Annotated in this window: 23 protein-coding genes and 1 riboswitch; of the genes, 5 read left to right on the top strand and 18 right to left on the bottom strand. The window is 62.5% G+C overall.

What is annotated here, in order from left to right; genetic code table 11:
- Window positions 1-400: 400 nt before the first annotated feature.
- From AUL39_RS02305 to nrdG, 3 genes are read left to right on the top strand one after another with little or no spacing between them, the layout of a single operon-like run.
- Window positions 401-691 (top strand): hypothetical protein, encoded by a 291-nt coding sequence (locus AUL39_RS02305; protein ID WP_059053191.1) that lies wholly within the window; start codon window positions 401-403, stop codon window positions 689-691.
- Window positions 684-953: a type II toxin-antitoxin system RelE/ParE family toxin gene (locus AUL39_RS02300; RefSeq protein ID WP_059053188.1), complete on the top strand. Its 270-nt coding sequence runs from the start codon at window positions 684-686 to the stop codon at window positions 951-953. Before AUL39_RS02305 ends, AUL39_RS02300 begins: the two co-directional genes overlap by 8 nt.
- Window positions 954-981: 28 nt before the next feature.
- Window positions 982-1,530: an anaerobic ribonucleoside-triphosphate reductase activating protein gene (gene nrdG, locus AUL39_RS02295; protein ID WP_059053185.1), complete on the top strand. Its 549-nt coding sequence runs from the start codon at window positions 982-984 to the stop codon at window positions 1,528-1,530.
- Window positions 1,531-1,663: 133 nt separating this feature from the next.
- On the opposite strand, the gene AUL39_RS02290 is transcribed toward nrdG, so the two are convergent.
- The 3 genes from AUL39_RS02290 to AUL39_RS02280 form a co-directional block, all read right to left on the bottom strand.
- Complete coding sequence (locus AUL39_RS02290; RefSeq protein WP_059053183.1) at window positions 1,664-3,463, bottom strand: ABC transporter ATP-binding protein; 1,800 nt, start codon at window positions 3,461-3,463, stop codon at window positions 1,664-1,666.
- 137 nt (window positions 3,464-3,600) lie between these two features.
- Entirely contained in the window at window positions 3,601-3,933 is a 333-nt protein-coding gene (locus tag AUL39_RS02285; RefSeq protein ID WP_059053181.1) for a type II toxin-antitoxin system PemK/MazF family toxin, read from the bottom strand.
- The gene (locus AUL39_RS02280; protein ID WP_059053179.1) at window positions 3,930-4,229 is read right to left on the bottom strand and encodes an AbrB/MazE/SpoVT family DNA-binding domain-containing protein; all 300 of its coding nucleotides are present in this window, start codon (window positions 4,227-4,229) and stop codon (window positions 3,930-3,932) included. Before AUL39_RS02280 ends, AUL39_RS02285 begins: the two co-directional genes overlap by 4 nt.
- Before the next feature lie 150 nt (window positions 4,230-4,379).
- A riboswitch (ZMP/ZTP riboswitch) is annotated at window positions 4,380-4,464 on the top strand.
- 75 nt (window positions 4,465-4,539) lie between these two features.
- Between AUL39_RS02280 and AUL39_RS02275 the strand changes: the two genes are divergently transcribed.
- Complete coding sequence (locus AUL39_RS02275; protein WP_059053177.1) at window positions 4,540-5,175, top strand: IMP cyclohydrolase; 636 nt, start codon at window positions 4,540-4,542, stop codon at window positions 5,173-5,175.
- Window positions 5,176-5,471: 296 nt separating this feature from the next.
- Window positions 5,472-6,650: a phosphoribosylaminoimidazolecarboxamide formyltransferase gene (locus AUL39_RS02270; RefSeq protein WP_059053175.1), complete on the top strand. Its 1,179-nt coding sequence runs from the start codon at window positions 5,472-5,474 to the stop codon at window positions 6,648-6,650.
- Here AUL39_RS02270 and AUL39_RS02265 read toward each other — a convergent pair.
- The 15 genes from AUL39_RS02265 to AUL39_RS02200 all read right to left on the bottom strand — a co-directional run bounded on the left by AUL39_RS02265 (window position 6,647) and on the right by AUL39_RS02200 (window position 20,519).
- Window positions 6,647-7,120: a GNAT family N-acetyltransferase gene (locus AUL39_RS02265; protein ID WP_059053173.1), complete on the bottom strand. Its 474-nt coding sequence runs from the start codon at window positions 7,118-7,120 to the stop codon at window positions 6,647-6,649. The two genes, AUL39_RS02270 and AUL39_RS02265, sit on opposite strands and share 4 nt — an antisense overlap.
- Window positions 7,121-7,307: 187 nt before the next feature.
- Window positions 7,308-7,967, bottom strand: a complete 660-nt coding sequence (locus tag AUL39_RS02260) for a potassium channel family protein (protein ID WP_059053171.1) — start codon at window positions 7,965-7,967, stop codon at window positions 7,308-7,310.
- 11 nt (window positions 7,968-7,978) lie between these two features.
- Window positions 7,979-8,632, bottom strand: coding sequence for a potassium channel family protein (locus AUL39_RS02255; RefSeq protein ID WP_059053169.1), 654 nt, complete (start codon window positions 8,630-8,632; stop codon window positions 7,979-7,981).
- Between the two features lie 6 nt (window positions 8,633-8,638).
- Entirely contained in the window at window positions 8,639-11,503 is a 2,865-nt protein-coding gene (locus AUL39_RS02250; RefSeq protein ID WP_070807529.1) for a cation-translocating P-type ATPase, read from the bottom strand.
- Window positions 11,504-11,787: 284 nt separating this feature from the next.
- A complete protein-coding gene (locus AUL39_RS02245; RefSeq protein ID WP_059053166.1) occupies window positions 11,788-12,543 on the bottom strand; it encodes a response regulator in 756 nt (251 codons plus the stop codon).
- Window positions 12,534-14,132 carry an ATP-binding protein gene (locus AUL39_RS02240; protein WP_059053164.1) on the bottom strand — a complete coding sequence of 533 codons (1,599 nt, stop codon included), beginning with the start codon at window positions 14,130-14,132 and terminating at the stop codon, window positions 12,534-12,536. Before AUL39_RS02240 ends, AUL39_RS02245 begins: the two co-directional genes overlap by 10 nt.
- On the bottom strand, window positions 14,129-14,647 hold the full coding sequence (locus tag AUL39_RS02235) for a GNAT family N-acetyltransferase (RefSeq protein ID WP_059053162.1): 519 nt from the start codon (window positions 14,645-14,647) through the stop codon (window positions 14,129-14,131). The genes AUL39_RS02240 and AUL39_RS02235 overlap by 4 nt, the downstream gene beginning before the upstream one ends.
- A gap of 111 nt (window positions 14,648-14,758) precedes the next feature.
- The gene (locus tag AUL39_RS02230; protein ID WP_153001535.1) at window positions 14,759-15,085 is read right to left on the bottom strand and encodes a hypothetical protein; all 327 of its coding nucleotides are present in this window, start codon (window positions 15,083-15,085) and stop codon (window positions 14,759-14,761) included.
- Window positions 15,086-15,175: 90 nt separating this feature from the next.
- A complete protein-coding gene (locus AUL39_RS11525; RefSeq protein ID WP_268873214.1) occupies window positions 15,176-15,307 on the bottom strand; it encodes a hypothetical protein in 132 nt (43 codons plus the stop codon).
- Window positions 15,308-15,368: 61 nt separating this feature from the next.
- A complete protein-coding gene (locus tag AUL39_RS11405; protein WP_235810760.1) occupies window positions 15,369-15,932 on the bottom strand; it encodes a hypothetical protein in 564 nt (187 codons plus the stop codon).
- 158 nt (window positions 15,933-16,090) lie between these two features.
- Entirely contained in the window at window positions 16,091-17,119 is a 1,029-nt protein-coding gene (locus tag AUL39_RS02220) for an XdhC family protein (protein ID WP_059053158.1), read from the bottom strand.
- 51 nt (window positions 17,120-17,170) lie between these two features.
- Window positions 17,171-18,250 (bottom strand): selenide, water dikinase SelD, encoded by a 1,080-nt coding sequence (gene selD, locus AUL39_RS02215; protein WP_059053155.1) that lies wholly within the window; start codon window positions 18,248-18,250, stop codon window positions 17,171-17,173.
- A 2-nt stretch (window positions 18,251-18,252) separates the two neighbouring features.
- On the bottom strand, window positions 18,253-19,059 hold the full coding sequence (gene yqeB / locus AUL39_RS02210) for a selenium-dependent molybdenum cofactor biosynthesis protein YqeB (protein WP_059053153.1): 807 nt from the start codon (window positions 19,057-19,059) through the stop codon (window positions 18,253-18,255).
- 34 nt (window positions 19,060-19,093) lie between these two features.
- Window positions 19,094-19,333, bottom strand: a complete 240-nt coding sequence (locus tag AUL39_RS02205) for a DUF3343 domain-containing protein (protein WP_059053151.1) — start codon at window positions 19,331-19,333, stop codon at window positions 19,094-19,096.
- Window positions 19,320-20,519, bottom strand: coding sequence for an aminotransferase class V-fold PLP-dependent enzyme (locus AUL39_RS02200; RefSeq protein ID WP_059053149.1), 1,200 nt, complete (start codon window positions 20,517-20,519; stop codon window positions 19,320-19,322). The genes AUL39_RS02205 and AUL39_RS02200 overlap by 14 nt, the downstream gene beginning before the upstream one ends.
- Between the last annotated feature and the right edge of the window lie 12 nt (window positions 20,520-20,531).

Here is a 20,531-nt window from a genome sequence, read left to right as displayed (position 1 = left end):
GGGGCAGAAAAGGCTCCCTGCTCGAAAACCGCGACTTAATAGCAGCTCTCTTGGCAACCGCAGGTGTTCTACCTGCGGTTTTTCTCGGCACGCGACCACCAGGGGGGGCGAGTAGCTTGGCGTGTCTCGCCCGCGCGTCTTGGCTTGACCGCGCTGACACTGAATTATTGCACGATATTCCACGATGTTACTGAGCTCAACTGGTCGAATGTCGTTCTTGCCAGGAATTTCGCGCAATAATTGTGGCGGTCTTGAGCAACCCCCTGCAAGAGACAAGTCACAACTCGCTTCCGTACGGGGATTTGGAACGCAACTATTCGTCAAGCCGCCATACGGTACTAATTAAGTACTCAATTTGGTACTATATTTGGTATCCAATTGCGTCAGCAAAGGAGCTCCCATGACTGCCATCTATTCCTCCGCAGCCCTCAAGACGCGCCAGCGCGAGATTAAGGACATTGCCCGCAAGGACGTGGTCCATATAACGGAGAACGGCAACGCAGCCTTTGTCTTCATGAGCGAGGAGCTCTTTGAGGAGCAGCTCAACAAGGCCGCCGAGGAGGCGGCGCTCACGGAGCGCATGCGCGCGTGCATTAAGGCCTCTGATGACTGCTTTGAACAGGGGGAATGCATCGAGGGAACTGATGCATTCTTCAGTGTGCTCGACGAGAGGCTGGCAGCCAATGGCTAAGATGCTGTACGCGCTCTCGTTTCTACATGACGTCGAGACCATCTACTCCCCTCGCGTTCGCAAGCACCTCGAATCAGTCCTCTCGATGCTCGAGACCTTTCCGGAAAGTGGCACGCTCGTCTCTTCGGAATACCTTACAAGCAAGTATGGAGGAGAAGTGCGCCGGTGCAATGTTGCGCCGTTCTATATCGTTTACACCTATGAGCGTTCAACCGATACGGTGCGCATACGTGGCCTTGTCCGGCAGCGCTCTACCCACTAGCACGTCTCAATCCAAAAGGGGTCTTCCCATGAACTACGCAACCATCAAGTACTGCGACATCGCCAACGGGACCGGGGTACGTACCTCGCTCTTTGTCTCCGGCTGCCGTCTGCACTGCAAGAACTGCTTCAACGAGGAGGCCTGGAGCTTCTCGGCCGGCAAGCCGTTCACACAAGACACCGAGGAGGAGATCCTCTCGTCGCTTTCCGCACCCTACATCGACGGGCTCTCCGTCCTGGGCGGTGAGCCCACGGAGCCAGAGAACGCCGCGGCCCTGGCGCCCTTCCTCGAGCGCGTGCGGGCAGCCTATCCCGAGAAGAACATCTGGATGTACTCCGGGCGCACCTGGGAGCAGCTCACAGGCAACGGCGACCACGCCTCACCTGACATGAACCGCATCCTCGACTGCCTGAACGTCTTGGTAGACGGCCCCTTTGTGCAGGAGCTGCACGACATCACGCTGCGCTTCCGCGGCTCGTCCAACCAGCGGCTCATCGACGTTCCCACAACGCTTGCCACGGGCGCAATCACCATCTGGGAGGATGATCCCCAGTTTGCCCAGCACGCGTGGGCATAGAAAGCGGCGCCCCGGCCAAAACCGGGGTCCCTTTTTCATCAGTTATCGCACACAGAGCACAGACGGAGCAAAATGCCCCAACTTCGCAGAATGGATTGCGAAGTCGGGGCGTACGTTGCGGAGAAGGCCTTCCCTACTCCAAGAAGCCGCCAGTCTGACGGTTCCAAAGGCTCGCGTACTCGCCACCACGCTCGACCAGCTCGTGGTGGGTGCCGTCCTCAACGACCTCACCGTGCGCAAGCACCACGATGCGGTCGAGCGACGCCACCGTGGACAGGCGGTGCGCAACCACGATGGAGGTGCGCCCGCGCATGAGGTTCTCAAGCGCGCCCTGCACGAGTGCCTCAGACTCGGAGTCCAGCGCAGAGGTCGCCTCGTCTAGCACCAGGATGGGCGCATCGACCAGAATGGCACGGGCAATTGCCACACGCTGGCGCTGACCTCCCGAGAGCTTGACGCCCCTCTCGCCCACCATGGTGTCGAAGCCGTCCGGCAGCCGCTCGATGAACTCGAGCGCATTTGCCTCCTCGGCAGCGCGACGAATCTCCTCCTCCGTGGCGTCAGGCTTGCCGTAGGCGATGTTCTCACGGATAGAGCGGTGGAAGAGCAGCGCCTCCTGCGGGACGTAGGCCACCTGGCGGCGCAGGCTCTGCTGGGTGCAGTGGCTCACGTCCTGGCCATCCACCAGCACGCGCCCCTCCTGCACGTCGTCCAAGCGCAGCAGGAGCTTGGTGAGCGTTGTCTTGCCAGAGCCGGAGCGCCCCACCAGGCCAACGCGTTGGCCTGCGGGAATGTGAAGGTTGAGGTCCTCAAAGACGTAGTCGTCCTTGGGTGCGTCCGGATAGCGGAAGCGCAGGTTCTCGAAGTCGATGCGTCCCTCGGTCACCTCAAGCGGCTTTGCGTCCTCGTCGTCTGCCACGAGCGTGGGCTCGTCCAGCACGCGCGTCATCTCGGCAGCGTCGCCAAGGGCACGGTTGATGCGCTGCATCATGGAGTTGAAGTAGTTGAAGCGCATTGTGAGGTTATACGTGTAGGTGAACATCATGACCAGCGTGCCGGCACTAATGCCAAACCAGGCATTGCCGCCCACCACAAAGATCGAGACCACAAACATAATCACGGTAATGAGCGCCGACGTGGTAAAGCCGCGCCGCATGGTCGCGCGCATGTTGATGTTCTCGGCCGCCATTGCCTCGCGGTCCGCCGTAGTAAAGAGCCCGCGCTCGTAGTCCTCACGGCCGTAGGTCTTGACGGCAAGAATGTTGGTTACGGCGTCGGAAAGCACGCCGGAAAGCTTGTTCTGAGCACGCGAAGCCTCTGCCGAGAGGGGCAGGATGCGCCGGTACATGCCGTAGGCGATGACCACATAGAGCACAAGCATCACCACGAGTATGGCAACAAAGAGCGGCGCGATCGGCGCGAGAATGCCCACCGTGAGCACGATCGAGGCAAGCGTTGGCCACAGCGAGTACGTCACCACGTCAACCAGGCCGGAATAGCCCGAGACAAACCGCGAAGTCTGGCTCACCAGGCTGCCGCCAAAGCGGCTGTTGTGGAACGTCATCGACTGGTTGGATAGTGTGTCGAAGCACAGGCGAGAGAGCTGGTAGTCACCGTTGATCTCCAGCTTGTAGACCGAGTAGTCCTGGAGCTTGGAGAGCGTCTGGCCAACAGCGTTCACCACGAGAAGCGCCAGCACATAGGGTCCAAACACGGGAAGCACCTGGTCTGCCGAGACGGGCGAGGCCTGCACGCGGTCCACAATGAGGCCCATCACGTAGGTGTTCGCAAAGGTGAGAAGCGCGATGTAGCCCACCGAGCTCACAATGGAGAGCACGAAGGCACCCATCTTCTGGCGCGTGACTCCCCAGAAGTAGTGCAGCGTGCGACGGATGGTCGCGCGGTCGTTCTTGTCGGTTGGTCGAACAGCCAAAACAATCCCCCTCAGGTTCCTTCGCCACAAGTGGCATGGGTGTAACTGACGTAGCTTGCCCCAAGCAAGCCAAACGATGCGCCGCATGCCTGTCATCGCGGCTAATTCACAAACAGGCGGGACGTAACGGCCCCGGACTACTTCAGCTCGAACATCCCCCTAATGGCAGACATGATGTTGAGCATTGCGTCACGGCCGGCGACCCCAACAAGCCGGTACCCACGGGCCGAGAGGTCAAGACAGCGCAGCTGCTCTACGCAGGCGTAGCCCTTCACTGGGCTCTTCCCCATGTCGAAATGGAGGGGGTACCCATTGTTCGTCGTAGTCACAGGGACCACTGCCGTCATGCTGGAGCGGCTGTTGAAGCCGTATCCACTCACAACGACGGCCGGCCGGTACTTGGCCGGCTCGTGACCGTAGGCCGAGCTAAAATCCACCTCGACGATGTCACCCTGTTCGAGATGAGTCACTCCACGACCTCCCCGCCAACGTCCTCGCCCCAATCCACCTCGGTGGGCTGGGAAGCATCCTCGTGCCCCCTGAAGAGGGAGTCAATCGACACGTAGGGAGCGTCGCAATAGCACCTGTGGCTCTCCTCGGCTGGACGCATCATGATGAAGGGGCCGTTCTCGTCTGTCCCGCAGCTAATGCTGAGATTGGACCCCACGGCAAGTCGCAGCGAGTCACAAACTGCCTTGGGAATGCGCACCGCCTTGGATGCGCCCCACGAGCAGAGCTTGGCCTCGCACTCCTCGACAACTGGCATAGCGCAACCTCCAATTCAAAAGATATCTTGAGAGATATCTTACCCCGTTGCAAGATGAGACAATCGCCACACGCCAGCGTCATGGCAACAAAGCGCATTCTTGATGTCAAGACCTTGCACCCCTCTCGGCGTGATACAGTGAAACCACAGGAAACGCGCTGTTACTGACGGATAATCGTGGGACACCACGGGGAAGCAGCGTGAACACAACCCGCCGACCGTCTGGGCAAGCGCACCTGAGTGGGTGCTTGCCCGCTGCTGTCTTTTGGGACCAGACCCGCTCGCGTGCGCACGAGAGAAGAGAGGACCCATGGTGGATCTGCTCGAGCTACTGCGCGACAACCCCTATCCCGGACGCGGCATTGTGGTTGGTAGCCGCTGCGTCTACTACTGGATCATGGGACGCAGCTCCAACAGCCGAAACCGCGTGTTTGTGAAGACCGAGGACGGCATTCGCACCGAGGCGCACGACCCTGCGCTTCTCGAGGACCCCAGCCTCATCATTTACCACCCCGTTCGCACCATGGGTGACGACCTTGTGGTGACCAACGGCGATCAGACCGATACCATCGTCGAGAAGGGCGACTTTATCGCAGGCTGCATGGCGCGCGAGTACGAGCCGGACGAGCCCAACTACACGCCGCGCATCAGCTCGGTGCTACACCCCGATGGCTCATTTGAGCTCTCCATCCTCAAGCGTGCCCGAGACGGGCGCTGTACCCGCGAGTTCTTCTCGTACGAGGGTGCCGACGGCGGCTGCGGCTACTTCATCAGCACCTACCAGGGAGACGGCAACCCGCTTCCCAGCTTTGCGGGAGAGCCCATCCACGTGGGCATGGGGAGCCCCGAGGAGATCTGGGAGGCGCTCAACACGCAGAACAAGGTCTCGCTCTACACCAACGTGAAGGGCGAGGTGCGCATCTTCAATAAGAACCTCGGCGACTAGGGCCGGCGGTGGGTTGGCACGGCATGTCTTTCCTGCGGACTCGAACAGCGCTTCGCGAGCTCGCCGCAGGAAAGATATGCCGTGCGCCCGCCGGTCCTCGTCGCCTCCACCTCCTGTTCCACTTGCAGCTCTTTTAGGTTTGCTTGCGTGTCACGGCTGATGGTCTTGCAGCCGTACTACGGTAAGCCTTGCCGTTCTTCTCCGCTGGCCTTTGCCTCTTTGCCTGCGGCGAGTTCGCGAAGCGCTGTTTGAGCAGCAGGCAAAGAGGCAAAGGCACAATACAGGAAAGGAAACGTATGAACTCGCTTGAACTCAAGTACGGCTGCAATCCCAACCAGAAGCCTGCACGCATCTTCATGGCGGATGGCTCCGAGCTGCCTGTGACGGTGCTCTCCGGCACGCCGGGCTACATCAACTTCCTCGACGCCCTCAACTCCTGGCAGCTCGTGCGCGAGCTGCGCGAGGCAACCGGCATGCCTGCAGCCGCATCGTTCAAGCACGTCTCGCCTGCTGGTGCCGCCGTGGGAACGCCGCTCTCCGATGAGGACAAGAAGGCCTTCTTCGTGGATGACGAGGGCGAGCTCACGCCCATTGCCTGCGCCTACATCCGTGCGCGCGGCGCAGACCGCATGAGCTCCTTTGGCGACTGGGCGGCCCTCTCGGACACCTGCGACGAGCGTACCGCCCTCTACCTCAAGCACGAGGTCTCGGACGGCATCATTGCGCCGGGCTACACGCCGGAGGCACTCGAGATCCTGCGCTCCAAGAAGCACGGCAAGTACAACGTGGTCCAGATTGACCCCAACTACGTCTGCCCCGCCGTCGAGCACAAGGACGTCTTTGGCATCACCTTCGAGCAGGGACACAACTTCTCAAAGATTGACCGCGACCTTCTCGGCAACGTGGTGACCAAGAACAAGGACATCCCCGAGGCAGCAACGATCGACATGATTGTGAGTCTCATCACCCTCAAGTACACGCAGTCAAACTCCGTGTGCTACGTGAAGGACGGCCAGGCCATTGGCGTTGGCGCCGGCCAGCAGAGCCGCATTCACTGCACGCGCCTTGCCGGCAACAAGGCCGACACCTGGTGGCTGCGTCGCCATCCCAAGGTGCTTGGCCTGCACTTTGTTGACGGTATCCACCGACCGGACCGTGACAACGCTATCGACCTCTACATCTCGGATGAGCACGACGACGTCCTGGCCGACGGCGCCTGGCAGCGCGTCTTTGCCGAGAAGCCCGAGGTCCTCACAGAAGACGAGAAGCGTGCATGGCTCGCCCAGCAGACCGGCGTGACGCTGGGCTCCGACGCCTTCTTCCCCTTTGGCGACAACATCGAGCGCGCGCACCGCTCCGGCGTGACCTACGTGGCGGAGCCCGGCGGCTCCATCCGCGACGACAACGTGATCGAGGTCGCCGACCGCTACGGCATGGCCATGTGCTTCACGGGCCTGAGGCTGTTCCACCACTAGGGTTTAAGCTCAAGCTCCCACAAGCGGCATCCGTTCTTCTCGCCGCCCTGCCAGATACCTTTGGCAGGGCGGCGAGGCTTCATTACCACGGCCTGGCACATCTCGGTGGCAATGCCCCTCCCCCACCAGCGGGAATCGATCGTGTAGCCCAGCTCGCACGAGCCGTCGGACGTCTCGATGAAGACCATGCCCACGAGCTCTTTGGTGTCCTTGAGACATGCGGCAAACTTGAGGTCAAGTGGCAGGCCGCCGGGTCCCGTCTGGCCCGCATCTGCCTGCGCGTATGCGGGCAGGAAGAAGCGCTCCAGTTGGCTTATTGCGTCCTCCTCGGACATCATTGGCCCAAAGGGCAGGTACCGCGTGACCTCCTCGGTAGAGTTTATGCGGTAGATGGAGGGCGCATCCGCAAGCGTGTAGCAGCGTAGCATGAGCCGCTCCGTCTCTAGGGGCAGGCGCTCGATCACATGCATGGTGGTTGCCTCTCAACTCATATAACTGGGCTCCAGTATCACACGAGAGACGTGCAGACTTTAACGCAGCATGTCCATCCAGCCTCTTTGCAGCGTAGTCTTTTTAGAGCAAGCCGCCCCGGATACCTTGAACGCGGCATCCGGGACGGCATCAAACCGCAAAAGGCGTCTTGGTGACAGGAGCCACCTAAGCGAAGGCGCGGCGAAGCACGCCGCGAGCCTTCTCGCTCGCAAAGGCAAGGATGTTGTCGCCCTCGCAGAGACCAGTGTCCCCCTTGGGGATGATGACGTCACCGGCGCGGTCGATTGCGATAATCACAGTCTCGTCGGGGAGCTGCAGCTCGCTCACGCGCTTGCCGTCTGCGCTGGAACCTGGACGAATCTCGATCTGCACGAGCGCGTGGTTGTCCTTACCCAGGCGCATGATCGTGAACACGTCCTCCATGTCGAGCCCCTCCTGAACGGAGCGCGCAAGGAGGTCTGCCTGGTTGATGCCCACATCGACACCCATGGACTCGTTGAACATCCACGCGTTCTTGGGATTGTTAACGCGCGCAACAACGCGAGGGACCTGGTACTCGACCTTCGAGAGGGTCGAGACAACAAGATTGACCTCGTCGCTTCCCGTTGCGGCAATGACCACGTCGGCATTAAGGATGCCAGCCTTCTCGAGAATCTCGGGGCTCGTCCCGTTCCCGCAGATGATGTCCAGGTCAGGCAGGGCGGCACGGAACTTCTGGACAGCCGCCTTTCTGTTCTCAATGACGGTGACAGAGGAACCGTCATCCTTGAGGATGGGCGCAAGATAGGCCCCCGTCTTACCACCGCCCACAATGATGATCTGCATGAGAGATCCCCCTACTCCGTCTTGCCCAGAATATGAGCGAACTTCTCCAAGGAGCCGCTCGACACTGCCGCATACACCACGTCACCGTGGCCCAAAAGAGTCCCAGACGTTGGAATGAAGGTCTGGTTGTTGTGGGAGAGCGCGATGACCTTGATCTCACCGACTACCGTGATCTCCCTGACTGGCCTGTTCTCAAGCAGGGACGGCACGTCGGCACGCACGATCTGCACCTCACCCGTGCCCACTTCGAATACCGAGTCCTGCTGGTGATAGGCAAGAAGCTCGCAAGCCCTACGCACACCCCAGTCGGTCGTCGAGATGGTTTGGATGCCCAATCGGCGATATGTATCGGCCTTGGTCACGTCGTACATTCGGGCAATGACGCGCGGAACCCTGTAGGAGTCGCGGGCGATGCGCGCAATCACGATATTCGCCTCGTCTGAGGTGGTGCAGGAAATGACCGCCTCGGCGCGGTCGATGCCGGCCTTCGCGAGGACGTCGCGGTCGAAGCCGACGCCTGCGAGCTTGCGGCCGGTGTATCCCTCGCCGAGCTCCTCGAGGCGCTCGGGGTTCTGGTCGATGGCGCACACGTTGTGCCCCTGGCGATCGAGCTTCCTCGCGAGCCCTGTGCCCATGCGGCCGAGCCCAACGATAATAACGTTCATGACGTCCTACCTTTCACTCTGGGTGTCCATGCGGACGCCGTTGCGATCATAGTGGCCTTGCCTGCGGACAATGGCCTTCCTCGCCTCTTCGAGCGCAAGCACCGCAGGGGGCAGAAGCACGAGGTAGAGGTAGTCCCATGCGTTGAGCGGGCAGGTGTGGAAGACGTCCTGAATCGGCGGGAACAAGGTGATGAACACGATGAGTGCCACTTCGAACAGTATTCCCTTATTGACCTGCTTGTTCGAGAACAGGCCCACCGAGAAGACAGAAGCAAGCTCCGTGCGGCAGTTCATGACCTCGCCGATCTGCGAGAACACAATGGCCGCGAGCGCCATAGTCGTTGCCCTCACGTACGTGGGGTCGAGGTCCGCACCAACGCCGAACATTGTGGCACCAGGACGCCAGCCCGCCGCCCACTGGGCAAAGAAGAACGCACCAAGCGAGGAGAGAGCGCCGAGAATGCCGTACCACAGGAACGCCTTACGCATGACCTTCCCCGTGAGCAGGGGCTCGGAGGGGTCTCGCGGAGGACGGTTCATGACGTCCTTCTCCGGGGGCTCGGAGCCCAGGCCGAGGGCAGGGAACATGTCGGTACCCAGGTCGATGGTGAGAATCTGCATCGTGGTGAGAGGGAGCGGCACGGCGCCGCCAGAGAACAGGTAGACAGCGGAGGGGACAGCCTCGGGCACGTTGGAGTTGAGGATGTAGAGCATGAACTTCCTGATGTTCGCGTAGACGGCCCTGCCCTCCTCAACCGCGCTCACGATGGAGGCGAAGTTGTCGTCCGTGAGAATCATGTCGGCAGCTTCCTTGGCGACGTCAGTACCCGTAACACCCATGGCAACGCCGATATCGGCCTTCTTGAGCGCGGGGGAATCGTTGACGCCGTCACCCGTCACTGCGACGACTTCGCCCATTGCCTGGAGGTTCTCAACAACGCGGAGCTTCTGCTCAGGAGCCATGCGAGAGAAGACAACCTCGCCCTCGAGGGCCTTGCGCAGCTCTTCGTCCGAGGTCTTCTCGAGCTCAGGGCCGGAGAACACCTTGGGGTGAGCGCTCTTCACGATGCCGATCTTCCTGGCGATGGAGACTGCAGTCAGACCGTAGTCGCCAGTAATCATGATGACGCGGATGCCAGCGCGACGACATTCAGCGACTGCAGCGGCAACCTCGGGACGCGGGGGATCCTGCATTACCTCGAGGCCAACGAAGGTCAGGTCATGCTCGATGACGTCGGGGGTGTACTCGCTCACAGAGGTGGGGACGCCCTTCTCGTCACGATGAATCGGTCGATAGGCAACCGCAAGCACGCGCAGGCCGTCCTCCGCATACCCGTCGTTGGCGTGCATGATCTTCTCGCGCAGGGAGTCGGTCATCTCCATGACCTCGCCGTTCACGCGAACCTTCGTCGAAAGACGCACCAACTCGTTGGGGGCGCCCTTCACGAACGCCACGCGGGTAGCCCCATCGAGGGGACGCTCAAGCTGGTGGATAGTGGACATGCGCTTGCGACGGCTCTCGAAGGGAAGCTCGCGCACGCGGGGAATGTGGCGCTCCACCTCCGAGAGGTCAAGACCGGCCTTCTGGGCCGAGACAAGCAGGCACGCCTCGGTTGGGTCCCCAAGCACCGTATAACGGCCGCCCTCCTTCTCGGGGGCAAGCAGACGAGCGTTCGAGCACAACGCGCCGCCAACGAGAAGCAGGCGAAGGTCATCGTCGTCTGCAGCAGCGAAGCTGCGCCCGTCCGCGCGGACCTCGCCCTTAGGTGCGTAGCCGACCCCCGTGACCTCGTACTCGCGAGATGGAGTCCACAGGTGGTTTACGGTCATCTCGTTCTGGGTGAGCGTGCCCGTCTTGTCGGTACAGATGACGCTCGTCGAGCCCAGGGCCTCGACCGAGGACAGCGACTTGACGAGGGCGTTGCGCTTGCTCATGCGTTGGACGGCCATTGCAAGCGAAAGCGTGACCGTGGGGAGCAGGCCCTCGGGAATGAAGGCAACCACCATACCAAGCGCAAAGATGAAGGACGCAGCGATGCTGTTGTGAACGAACGCCACGTCAAGCACGAGAAAGACGATGCCCATGCACAGCGCAAATACGGTGATCTGCTTGGTGAGGTGATCGAGCTGCTTTTGGAGGGGGCTCTGCTTCTCACCCATGTTCTGGGTAAGGCTCGCGATCTTACCAAACTCGGTCGACATGCCGATCTGCGTCACGACCACGCGGCCATTGCCCTCAGAGACGGAGGTCCCCTCAAACACGAGGTTGGGGGTTTCGGATGTCGTAAGGTCCTCGTCGAGCACCGCATCGGAGGTCTTGCGCACGGGGTTGGACTCGCCCGTGAGCGTCGACTGGTCTACCTGTAGGTCGCTCGCGCGAACAACGCGGCCGTCTGCAGAGATCTTGTCGCCCTCCTCGAGGAGCATCACGTCACCAGGGACGAGGTCCTCCGCAAGGATCTTCTGCTCGTGACCGTCACGAATGACGTTCACGAACGAAGGAAGCATCTTCTTGAGCGCTTCGGTCGCCTTGTCTGCCTGGTGCTCCTGCCAGTAGCTGAAGCACCCGTTGATGACATTCACCAGCCAAACTGCCACACCAAGCTCGGGCATACCGGCAATGAAGGCAATGATGCCGGCGACCCAGAGCAGTATGGCCATAAGGTGCGTGAAGTTTGAGAGAAAGACGACAACCTGGGACTTCTTCCTGGTTGCTTGAATGGTGTTCTTCCCGTACTTGGCTTGGCGGCTTGCTGCCTCGTTGGACGCGAGACCAGCCGAAGCCGTTCCCATCGCAGAGAAGACCTTGTCAGGCGTGAGCTTCGCTATCTCCTCGATTGGAGAGGACGAAACCTGCTTGGGAGCTTCCACGAAGGCCCTCCTTTCAACTAGGTGCACGCCGTCCCGACATGGGCGGCGCGCATGGCATCGACGATGACGCCGACGCAAAGGAAAGCCTATCCATGGCGGCACATCCCGACACCAAGTTTGAGAGCGCGGCCGAATTCAGCATATCTGCAGCATAAAAAACTAATGAATCAACGATAAAGATGCCATTAAAGCCGCAGGTAATAGTATATGTGATCTATTTTGTTATTCCTTATTGAGCGAGAGCCAGCCCGGAAGCGCTATTACCCATCCCAAGCCTCTTTGGGCTAGGCGTCGCGCGTGGCGCCCTCACCCTGGCCCATGCCAACCATGCGGTAGCCAACGCCAACATGCGTCTGGATGTAACGAGGATGGGCGGTATCGGCCTCGATCTTCTTGCGGAGAGACCCCATGTACACCCGAAGCGAGGCAAGGTCGCCCCCTTGGCCATCTCCCCACACCTCGTGGAGGATGTAGTCGTGGGTGAGGACCTTCCCGACGTTGTGCGAGAGGAGGCAGAGGAGCTTGTACTCGATGGGGGTGAGATGCACCTCATTGCCAGCCAGCGTCACGATTCCCGCGTCGTAGTCGATGCGAAGGTCGCCGTCCTCGAAGACAGACGGGCTGGGGGTGGCCTCAGTAGCGGCTGCCCCGGCATAGCTCAGCCGACGCAGAGCGCTGCGAATACGGGCGAGAAGTTCCCCCACCGAGAAGGGCTTTGTCACATAGTCGTCGGCACCGGCGTCCAGGGCGTCGATCTTGTCGGCATCTTCCGCTCTGGCGCTTACGACGATGATGGGCATCTGCGACCACCCGCGTATTGAGCGCACGACCTCCACGCCATCGATGTCGGGAAGTCCAAGGTCAAGGAGAACCAGATCTGGGTTGTCCGTTGCTGCCCGCGCTATTGCCTCGCGACCGGTGACGGCGACGACGCGCGCGTAACCATATGAGTCCAGAGCGGTCACGATGAGGTTGCGCACTGCTGCGTCGTCCTCGACTACGAGTATTCTGGGCTGGCCATTGGCAGTTGTCACCGGCATTCCCCTCCAGACAGGTCCCGCGCGGGAAGCGTAAAGGTGAACACGCACCCATGCGGCCTAGCGGAATCAAGGCGAATCGAGCCACCATGAGCCTCAACTATAGACTTGCAAAGCGAAAGTCCAAGGCCGAAGCTCCTACGACCATCGGCGAGACCATGGCCCACAGTATAGAAGGTATCGAAGACCCCATCACGATCCCCGGGCGGTATCCCCGGGCCATCGTCCGATACGCTGGTCTTCACCCAGCTGCCGTCTCTCCGCAGGGCAATCGTGATGTGCGAGCCAGCCGGCGTGTACTTTACCGCATTGTTCACCAGGTTTACTATCACCTGCACCATGAGACGCGCGTCCACGTCTACCAGGCAGTCGCCATCCGAAGGCTCAACGACGAGCGAATGCTCCGAGACGCGCCTGTCCACGTGGCGAAGTGCTTCCTCGACTACGTCATCCATGAGCTCGAGGCTGGTATTAAGACGCATCCCCCCATTCTCTAGGCGGGTGATTGCCAGGAGGTTCTCCACGGTTTCACTGAGCCAAGCTGCATCAGACCGCACGCCCTCGAGGAGACGACGGGACTCAGTGACACCGAGAGACCCATCCCTGTCGAGAAGAATGTCGGCGCTACCGATGATCGAGGTCAGAGGCGTCCTCAGGTCATGCGAAATGGAGCGGAGGAGATTGGCACGGAGCCGCTCCTTCTCCGCGCTCATTTGCGCCTCCTCGCGTTCCCTAAGCGCTCGAATACGACCCAGTGCGAGTGTCGCCTCACCAATGACGGCCGAGGCGACACTTCTCTCGTTGGGTTCGAGGGGCCGGTCGCCCATGAGGATGCCCATGACGCCCTCAGGCGGTCGCTTGTCCCCTACGGGCAAGTAGAGTCCGGAGGCAGAGGAGAAGCGGGGCGTGCCTTCTCCCGCCGGCTCGCCATTTTCGAAGGCGCACATCGCGACCGACGGTTCGGTTAGCACATCAAGACCCCAAGCCGGGCTCTCCCCAGCAGGGGTGAAGCTCCGTCGAGGCTCGACCTTCTCGCCCGTTGACTCATACCAGACCACATCCCGGTCGAGGAGCTTAGCGAGCTGGGCTCCTGTCGCCTCGAGAACCTCCGTGGGTCCCTCGAGCCCCTGGAGCATGTGATCGGTCTCGAGGAGCACTCTCAGGAGCCTTGAGGTCTCCTGCTCTCCTCGAATCCGCTGACGCAGCTCTACGGAAAGCTCGCTCGAGACGAACGCGACTATACACATGACGATGAACTCTCCGGGATACTGGCTGCCCCATGCCGCAAAGGAGAGTCGCGGTGACGTGAAGAAGTAATTAAACGCGAGTACCGAGAGGGCAGTAGAAATCACGCTGAGGAGGCGGCTGTTTGTGAAGAGCGCAACTAGCTGTACGGAGAGCACGTAGACCACAACGATTGACGCAGCACCCATCCCGAGGGAATCAAACCCAATGCCCACGGCCGTCGCAACCACAAGGAGCCCAACCATCACGATGGCGTCGACGACGTGGCGGGTACCGCAGGACAGCCTCTCGCGAAACTCGACGATTGATGAGAGGTGCCCGGATTGGATAACCGACTCGTGCCTCATCGCTCTGGGACCTCCCGTGCCTTGGGGTCGCAGCATGCGTAGGCCAGGCGCTCGTCGCCGTTGCGGCCCAGCCTGATGACGCCGCAGTACGAGAAACCCCTGCTGGCGAGAAGCCCCTGCATGGGCCTGTTGTCCCGATGGGTGTCCGCGCGAAGGTTGCGCCCGTGCTCAAGCGCCCAGTCGAGCATCGCGCCGCCAACGCCACGCCCCTGGCGAAGTACCGCAAAGCGATGCACGAGGTCATAGGGCTCGTCGTTTGGCCAGGCACCCTCGTAGATGTGTGCGTAGTCAGGCTCCGGCCCGGGGAGGAACGCGAAGCAGCCAAGGACGTTGCCGTTCTCGTCCACGCAAACGCGCGGGACGCCCGTGGCGATGTCCTGCTCCACCAGCCCGCGCGACGGGAAGGAGTTTCCCCACTGGTTGGGGTTGCCGGCCTCTCGCATGAAGGCTCGAGCTCTCTCGTACACGGCACGGGCGCCGTCGAGGTCTGAAGTCGTAGCTGGACGGATATGCATGGGCGCTCCCCAAGAATACGGGACTTGACATGCAACCCATTGTAGTAGAGGGCCCAGCCGCACTCATCGCATTACCTTGTGCGCATGAGACAAAGGGAGACTCCCTTTGTCTCACTCCGTGGTCAAGACCTCGGTATCAACCTGGGAGCCATAGACCGTGGTCAGCGTTCCCCAGAACACCACGTCAGCATCGCCAGCGTCCTCGTAGCGCACCTCGACGTTCGATGGGTCGAACGCCGTGATGGCATCGCCTTGAAGGGTTTCGACCCAGTTGCCCTCGGAATCGAAGTAGTCAAAGACCGGCGTCAGCGTGTCGCCTGCCTTGAGCTGCCCAAGGCCGCGACCGAGGACGTAGCCCTGTCCAGACATCCGGTAGCCCTGGACATACCCGATGGCCTCGCCATCACCGCGCTCGCTCGCCGTGGGCCAGGTCACCACCAAATCGATCCGCTCTCCGTCGTTGAGAATCGCCGGAATGGTTCCGGAGTAGCGAATCTCGCCATCCTCGGTCTCCTCGGGCTCGTCGCATTAGAACGAGAAGAAGCTGCCGTCAATCGAGAGCCACTCGCCGTCAAAGTCCACCGCGATATTACCGTCATCCGTTACCTGGTAGGCATCATCGGTGCCCAACATGAGGTAGCCGTCGCCATAGCTCTGCATGACCGTGATCTGGAAGTCCGAGAAGGCATCTCACGGGTTGTCGTCCATCTCTACAACCCAGTTAGATCCGTCCCATGTCGGAGTGCAGGATGGGGCTCGCGCCCTCTGGCTTCGCCGCCATGGGCATGGCGGACACTTCCTCCTGCTGGGCGAGGCCCGGGCTCTCCGAGATGGACCACGCGACGATCTCCTTGCTGCCGAAGTCGTAGACCGGCGCGAGGTAGGCCTTGCCGAAGGAGCGCTTGAACTCGGTGACGTCAGTGCCCATCTTCTGCCACGGGCCGTCCGCGGAGAAGTCGCGTCCGAGCACGTTCTCGAACACCTCGCCGACGACGCCCCTGTATGAGTTGTACCGGTGGTGGTCGGTCTCCCTGCGGATGCCGCACCTGAGCCCCATCTCGTTCATCATCTTGAGCACCGTCTTGTCCGCTATGCGGGCGCCGTCGACGGCGCGCAGCTCCATCGCCACCTGCGCCTCGAGCCTGCGGACGCGCTCCTCGAGCTCCTGCTCGCGCGTCCTCGGGGCTGCCTTGGGGCCGGAGCCCCTGGGCCTGCCCTTCGGCCTGGGCCGGAGCGACTCGTCGTGCCTGCACCTCAGGTCAGATGCCATAAAAAGGCCTCCCATTCCTTGGACTTCAATTTCCGTGTCCAAGAAATGGGAGGCAGTTCAGAGCCGCCGGGGGTCGTCTTTTAGGACAAGGGCGGAAGCCCTGAGTGAACAGGGCAACGGCGCCTTTAGGGCTGGTGCGGGCAATGAGACAAAGGGGAACTCCCTTTGTCTCACTAGTGCTGGTGCGGGCGCTCGGAAGCGGGGCGCAGTTCCGCACGGCAGCGAATCATCTCCGCCGCAATCGAGATGGCGATCTCGGGGGGCGTCACCGCAAGGATGGGGTCGCCAATGGGCAGGTGAATGCCCTCGTCGACCCAGGTGGGGTCGACCCCGCGCTCCTTCAGGGTCTTGCGCGCAAAGGCCGCCTTACCCCTACTGCCAATGCAGCCCACATAGGCGGGGTGCACGCGCGCAACCTGCTCGAGCACGTCGATATCCCATGCGTGCCCGTGCGTGGTCACCACCACGTAGTCGCGCGACGTCACCTGCGACTTCTCATCGAGCTTCGTGAAGTCGCCGAGCACCACGCGCTCCGCCGCCGGGAAGTCTCCAGAGACCGCAACGCCCTCGCGGTCGTCGAAGACCACCACCCTAAAGCCCACGCTGGCAAGGACGGGAGTAAGGGCACGACCAACGTGTCCGCCGCCAAAGATGTAGGCAATGGGGTCGGGACCGGCAGGCTCTGCGTAGGTCTTGCTCTCCTCGTCCCAAAGGGTTGTCTCCGTAGTAGCACGGGGGTCACCCTGGGGCAGCTCGTCGAGGCTGGCAAGCTCAAGGGTCACGTCCGAGAGGTCCGCCCAGTGCTCAGTGATCACGAATGGCTTGCCAGAGCGCAGGTGCTCCAGCAGGTCACCAAGCACGTCCTTGGCAAACGTGGGCTCCCACAGCTTCACGCCCACCAGGGCGTCGCCGCCGCAAGCCATGCCCGTCTTGGCATGCGTCATCCACTCCAGCTGGTTGGGCTCCTCGCCTGCCAGCACGTGCTGGCACCTCTCCTGCATCTGCTGCTCTATGCGGCCGCCGCCAATAGTGCCCAGCCAGGTTCCATCGGCGAGAAGCGCCATGCGCGCGCTCGCGCCACGTGGCATGGAACCGCGTGTGGCAAGGATGCTTGCGAGGGCAAAGGCCCGGCCCTCCTCGGCCTCCCTTAGGAGACGTCCTACAAATGCGATGTCGCGCAGGGTCTCGTGCGAGTCTGTCATAGGGTTCTACCTGCCATTCGTTTGGTTGGCGTTAGATGTGTCAAGACGCTTCTACCCAGCAAAGCTCAAGCGGATGCGCGGGCCGCCGTCGTAGGCCTCCACACGGCCCACCACGCGCGCGTCCGGAACGCGTCCGTCGGCGAGAAGGTCGGCAATCAGCGAGTCCGCATCGTCCTCCGCAACGGCAACCAGAAGGCCACCCGAGGTCTCCGGGCAGAAGAGGAGGTCGGCAAGGTCCTGCGGCACGCCCATCGCGTCCACGGATGCCTCGGCAAAGTGACGGTTGCGATACATTCCCGCAGGCAGAATGCCCAAACGCGCCCAGTCGCGCGCGTGGGCGAGAAGCGCCGGCGCGCCGGCGTCGATCGCCACACGAACGTCTGCGCCCTGGGCCATCTCAAGCGAGTGGCCCATGAGACCAAAGCCCGTGACGTCGGTGGTCGCGTGGACGTCGTGGCGCACGATCACGTCACGCGCCCAGCGGTTGAGGCACATCATCTGGCGCTCCGCCGCCGCGACGTCCGCGGGGTCTGCCAGGCCGCCCTTCTCGGCAGTGGTGATGACGCCCACGCCGAGCGCCTTGGTGAGCACCAGGACGTCGCCCGGGTGCGCGCCCGAGTTGGTGAGCATGCGGTGCGGGTCCACAAAGCCCGTGACTGCCAGACCGTACTTGGGCTCCTCGTCGTAGATGCTGTGGCCGCCAACGATGGAGGCACCCGCCTCGTAGACCTTTTCGTAGCCGCCTCGCAGGATCTCGTGGACAACGTCGGAGGACATGTCCTCGGGCACGGCCATCACGTTGAGCGCCACCTTGGGCTCGCCACCCATGGCATAGACGTCCGAAAGCGCGTTGGTTGCGGCAATGGCACCGTAGGTGTAGGGGTCATCGGCAATGGGCGGGAAGAAGTCGACCGTCTCAACAATGGCCACGTCGTCGGTCACGCGGTAGACCGCCGCATCGTCCGACTTGTCAAAGCCAACCAGGAGGTTGGGGTCACGCTGGACCTTGATGTCCTTGAGGAGCTTCGCAAGCTCGCCCGCGCCCACCTTTGCGCCGCAGCCGGCACACTCGGCGAGCTTGGTGAGCTTGACGTCGTTGCCGCCAGCGGATGCCACGTTGTTCTCTGCCATTGCTATCCCTCCAGCCTGTGCGAGAAGTGCAGCAGCGCCTCGAGGACGCCGCCTCCTACGGCGCGCGCCTTGTCGGAGACGCTGAAGCAGTGCCCCACCTTGCAGCGCGGGTCGATGTCCCCGGACTTCATGCCCTTGGTGACAGGGCGGCCCTCCTGGAGAAGGCCGCGCAGCACGCCGTCGATGGTCGCGTAGAGGGGCTCGCCAGAGACCTTGGCCACGAGGTCGCCCTTCTTGACCTGGTCGCCAATCTTTGCGATGGGTTCAAAGGGGCCGTCTGCCGGCGCGCGCAGCACGCGCTCGGTGGTGTAGCCGCCAATGTTTCCCGGCACACCGGTGTTGGGGATGGGCGAGCCGTCGTAGATAACGCGCCCCAGGTAGTGGCCGCGCTTGGTCTCGATGGCGGCATGGCAGTCCGCGCTGGAGTTCTCGCCCGCGTGGAAGCCCGGACCCACGCCAATCACCACGGGCGCCATGTCCTTGGTGGTCCCCAGGTTCTCTTTGGCGAGAATGGCGTCAACCACGGCCTCGGGCGCCAACTCGGGAATACTCTCCCCCTTGGGGTCCACCAGCACGGCGATGGTACCTGTGGCCGCGACCTCGGCCGCCTCGGACGCGCTCTCGCAGCGCACGGCGCGGATGCCCTCGACCTCGGCCTCGCCAAGACGCACGGCCTCCGAGAAGCACACGGTGCGGCGCACCGAGGTTGGCACCGCCACGTCCAGCATCACGATGGACGCTCCCGAGCGGTGGAGCCTCACGGCAATGCCCGAGGCAATGTCTCCCGCCCCTCTCACAACAACCAGCATGTCTCCCCCTCCGTCCAACTAGGAGCAGACGCCCCTAGAGTTCTAGCTCGTACAATCCAGCGCAGGCAAAGCGGCCCTTTGCGAGCCGCTCGAAGTCACCGCGCACCTCCGGCGGCATGGACCAGGCAAGCCCGCAGTCCGCGCGGATGCTCACGGGCGTTGGGATAATCCTTCCCGCGACGCCCGCCTCCTTGCAGGCAGCCTCGCAGGCCAGCGCCTCGTGCGTCGAGTCAAACGACGCAACAACGCGTGGCTCGCGCCTATGACGTGACATCGTCGTCGCCCTCCCCCTCTGCGGCCAGCTCGGCCAGGGCGGTAAGCGCCGCGTCCACGTCCTCCTCGGTGGTAAAGCACCCAAACGAGAAGCGCACCGCACCCGAGTCCTGCGTCCCCAGCGCCCGGTGCATGCGCGGCGCGCAGTGGCCGCCCGCGCGCACGGCGATGTCGTAGTCATGCCCAAGGGCATCCGCAACCTCGGAGGAATCCCAGCCCGGCAGGTTCACGCTCACCACCGGCGCGTGGTCAAAGCCGGGGGCGAGAAGCCCCTCCTCCGTTGCCGGGAAGTTGCCATAGATCGTGGCGCCCACACGGCGCACACCCGTCACGAAACGCCTCACAAGCGCGAGGTCGTGCGCGTGGATGGTGTCGAGGCCCTTCTCGGCGATCCATGCCGCCGCAGCCGAGAGGCCCGCGATGCCATGGCCGTTGAGCGTGCCTGCCTCCAGGTGCTCGGGGTAGCCCGCGGGCTGGCCCTCCTCGAAGGAGAGCACGCCCGTGCCGCCGCGCAGCACCGGGTGAACGTCCACGCCAGGCGCCACGGCAAGGCCGCCCGTGCCCTGCGGCCCCATGAGGGCCTTGTGCCCCGTGAAGGCCACGAGGTCAATGCCCAGCTCGTCCATGCAGATGGGGCGAGCACCCGCCGTCTGCGCGCAGTCGAGAAGCACCGGCGCCCCCACGCCATGCGCCGCCTTAACCACGCGCGCCAGCTCCTCGCGTGAGAGGACGTTGCCCGTGAGGTTCGAGGCATGCGTGAGGCACACGAGGCTCGTACCAGGCACGATAGCGTTTACCAGGGCGTCTATGTCAAGCACGCCGCGGCGGTCTGCTGCCGCGAAGCTCAGGGTCACGCCCCTCTCGTCCCTAAGGCGGTAGAGCGGCCGCAGGATCGAGTTGTGGTCCCAGTCCGTTGCCACCACGCGCCCGCCATCAGGCACCGTGCCCAGGATGGCCATGTTGAGCGCCTCGGTAGCGTTGGCGGCAAAGACTAGCCGCTCGGGGTGGCCAAAGCCGAGAAGGGCCGAGACCCGCTCCCGCGCAAGGGCGATGGAGCGAGCCGCGGCAAGCTCGGACTCGTGGGCGCCGCGGCCGCACGAGCCAAAGGTGCGCAGGGCGTCCGCGACGGCGTCAATCACGCACTCGGGACGCTGGTACGACGTGGCGGCGCAGTTGAGGTAAATCATGGTGCAGGCCTT

Source organism: Tractidigestivibacter scatoligenes, from assembly GCF_001494635.1.
GTDB classification, from domain to species: domain Bacteria; phylum Actinomycetota; class Coriobacteriia; order Coriobacteriales; family Atopobiaceae; genus Tractidigestivibacter; species Tractidigestivibacter scatoligenes.
Note: the sequence above shows the minus strand (reverse complement) of the source record. Positions and strands in the feature narration are given on the sequence as shown.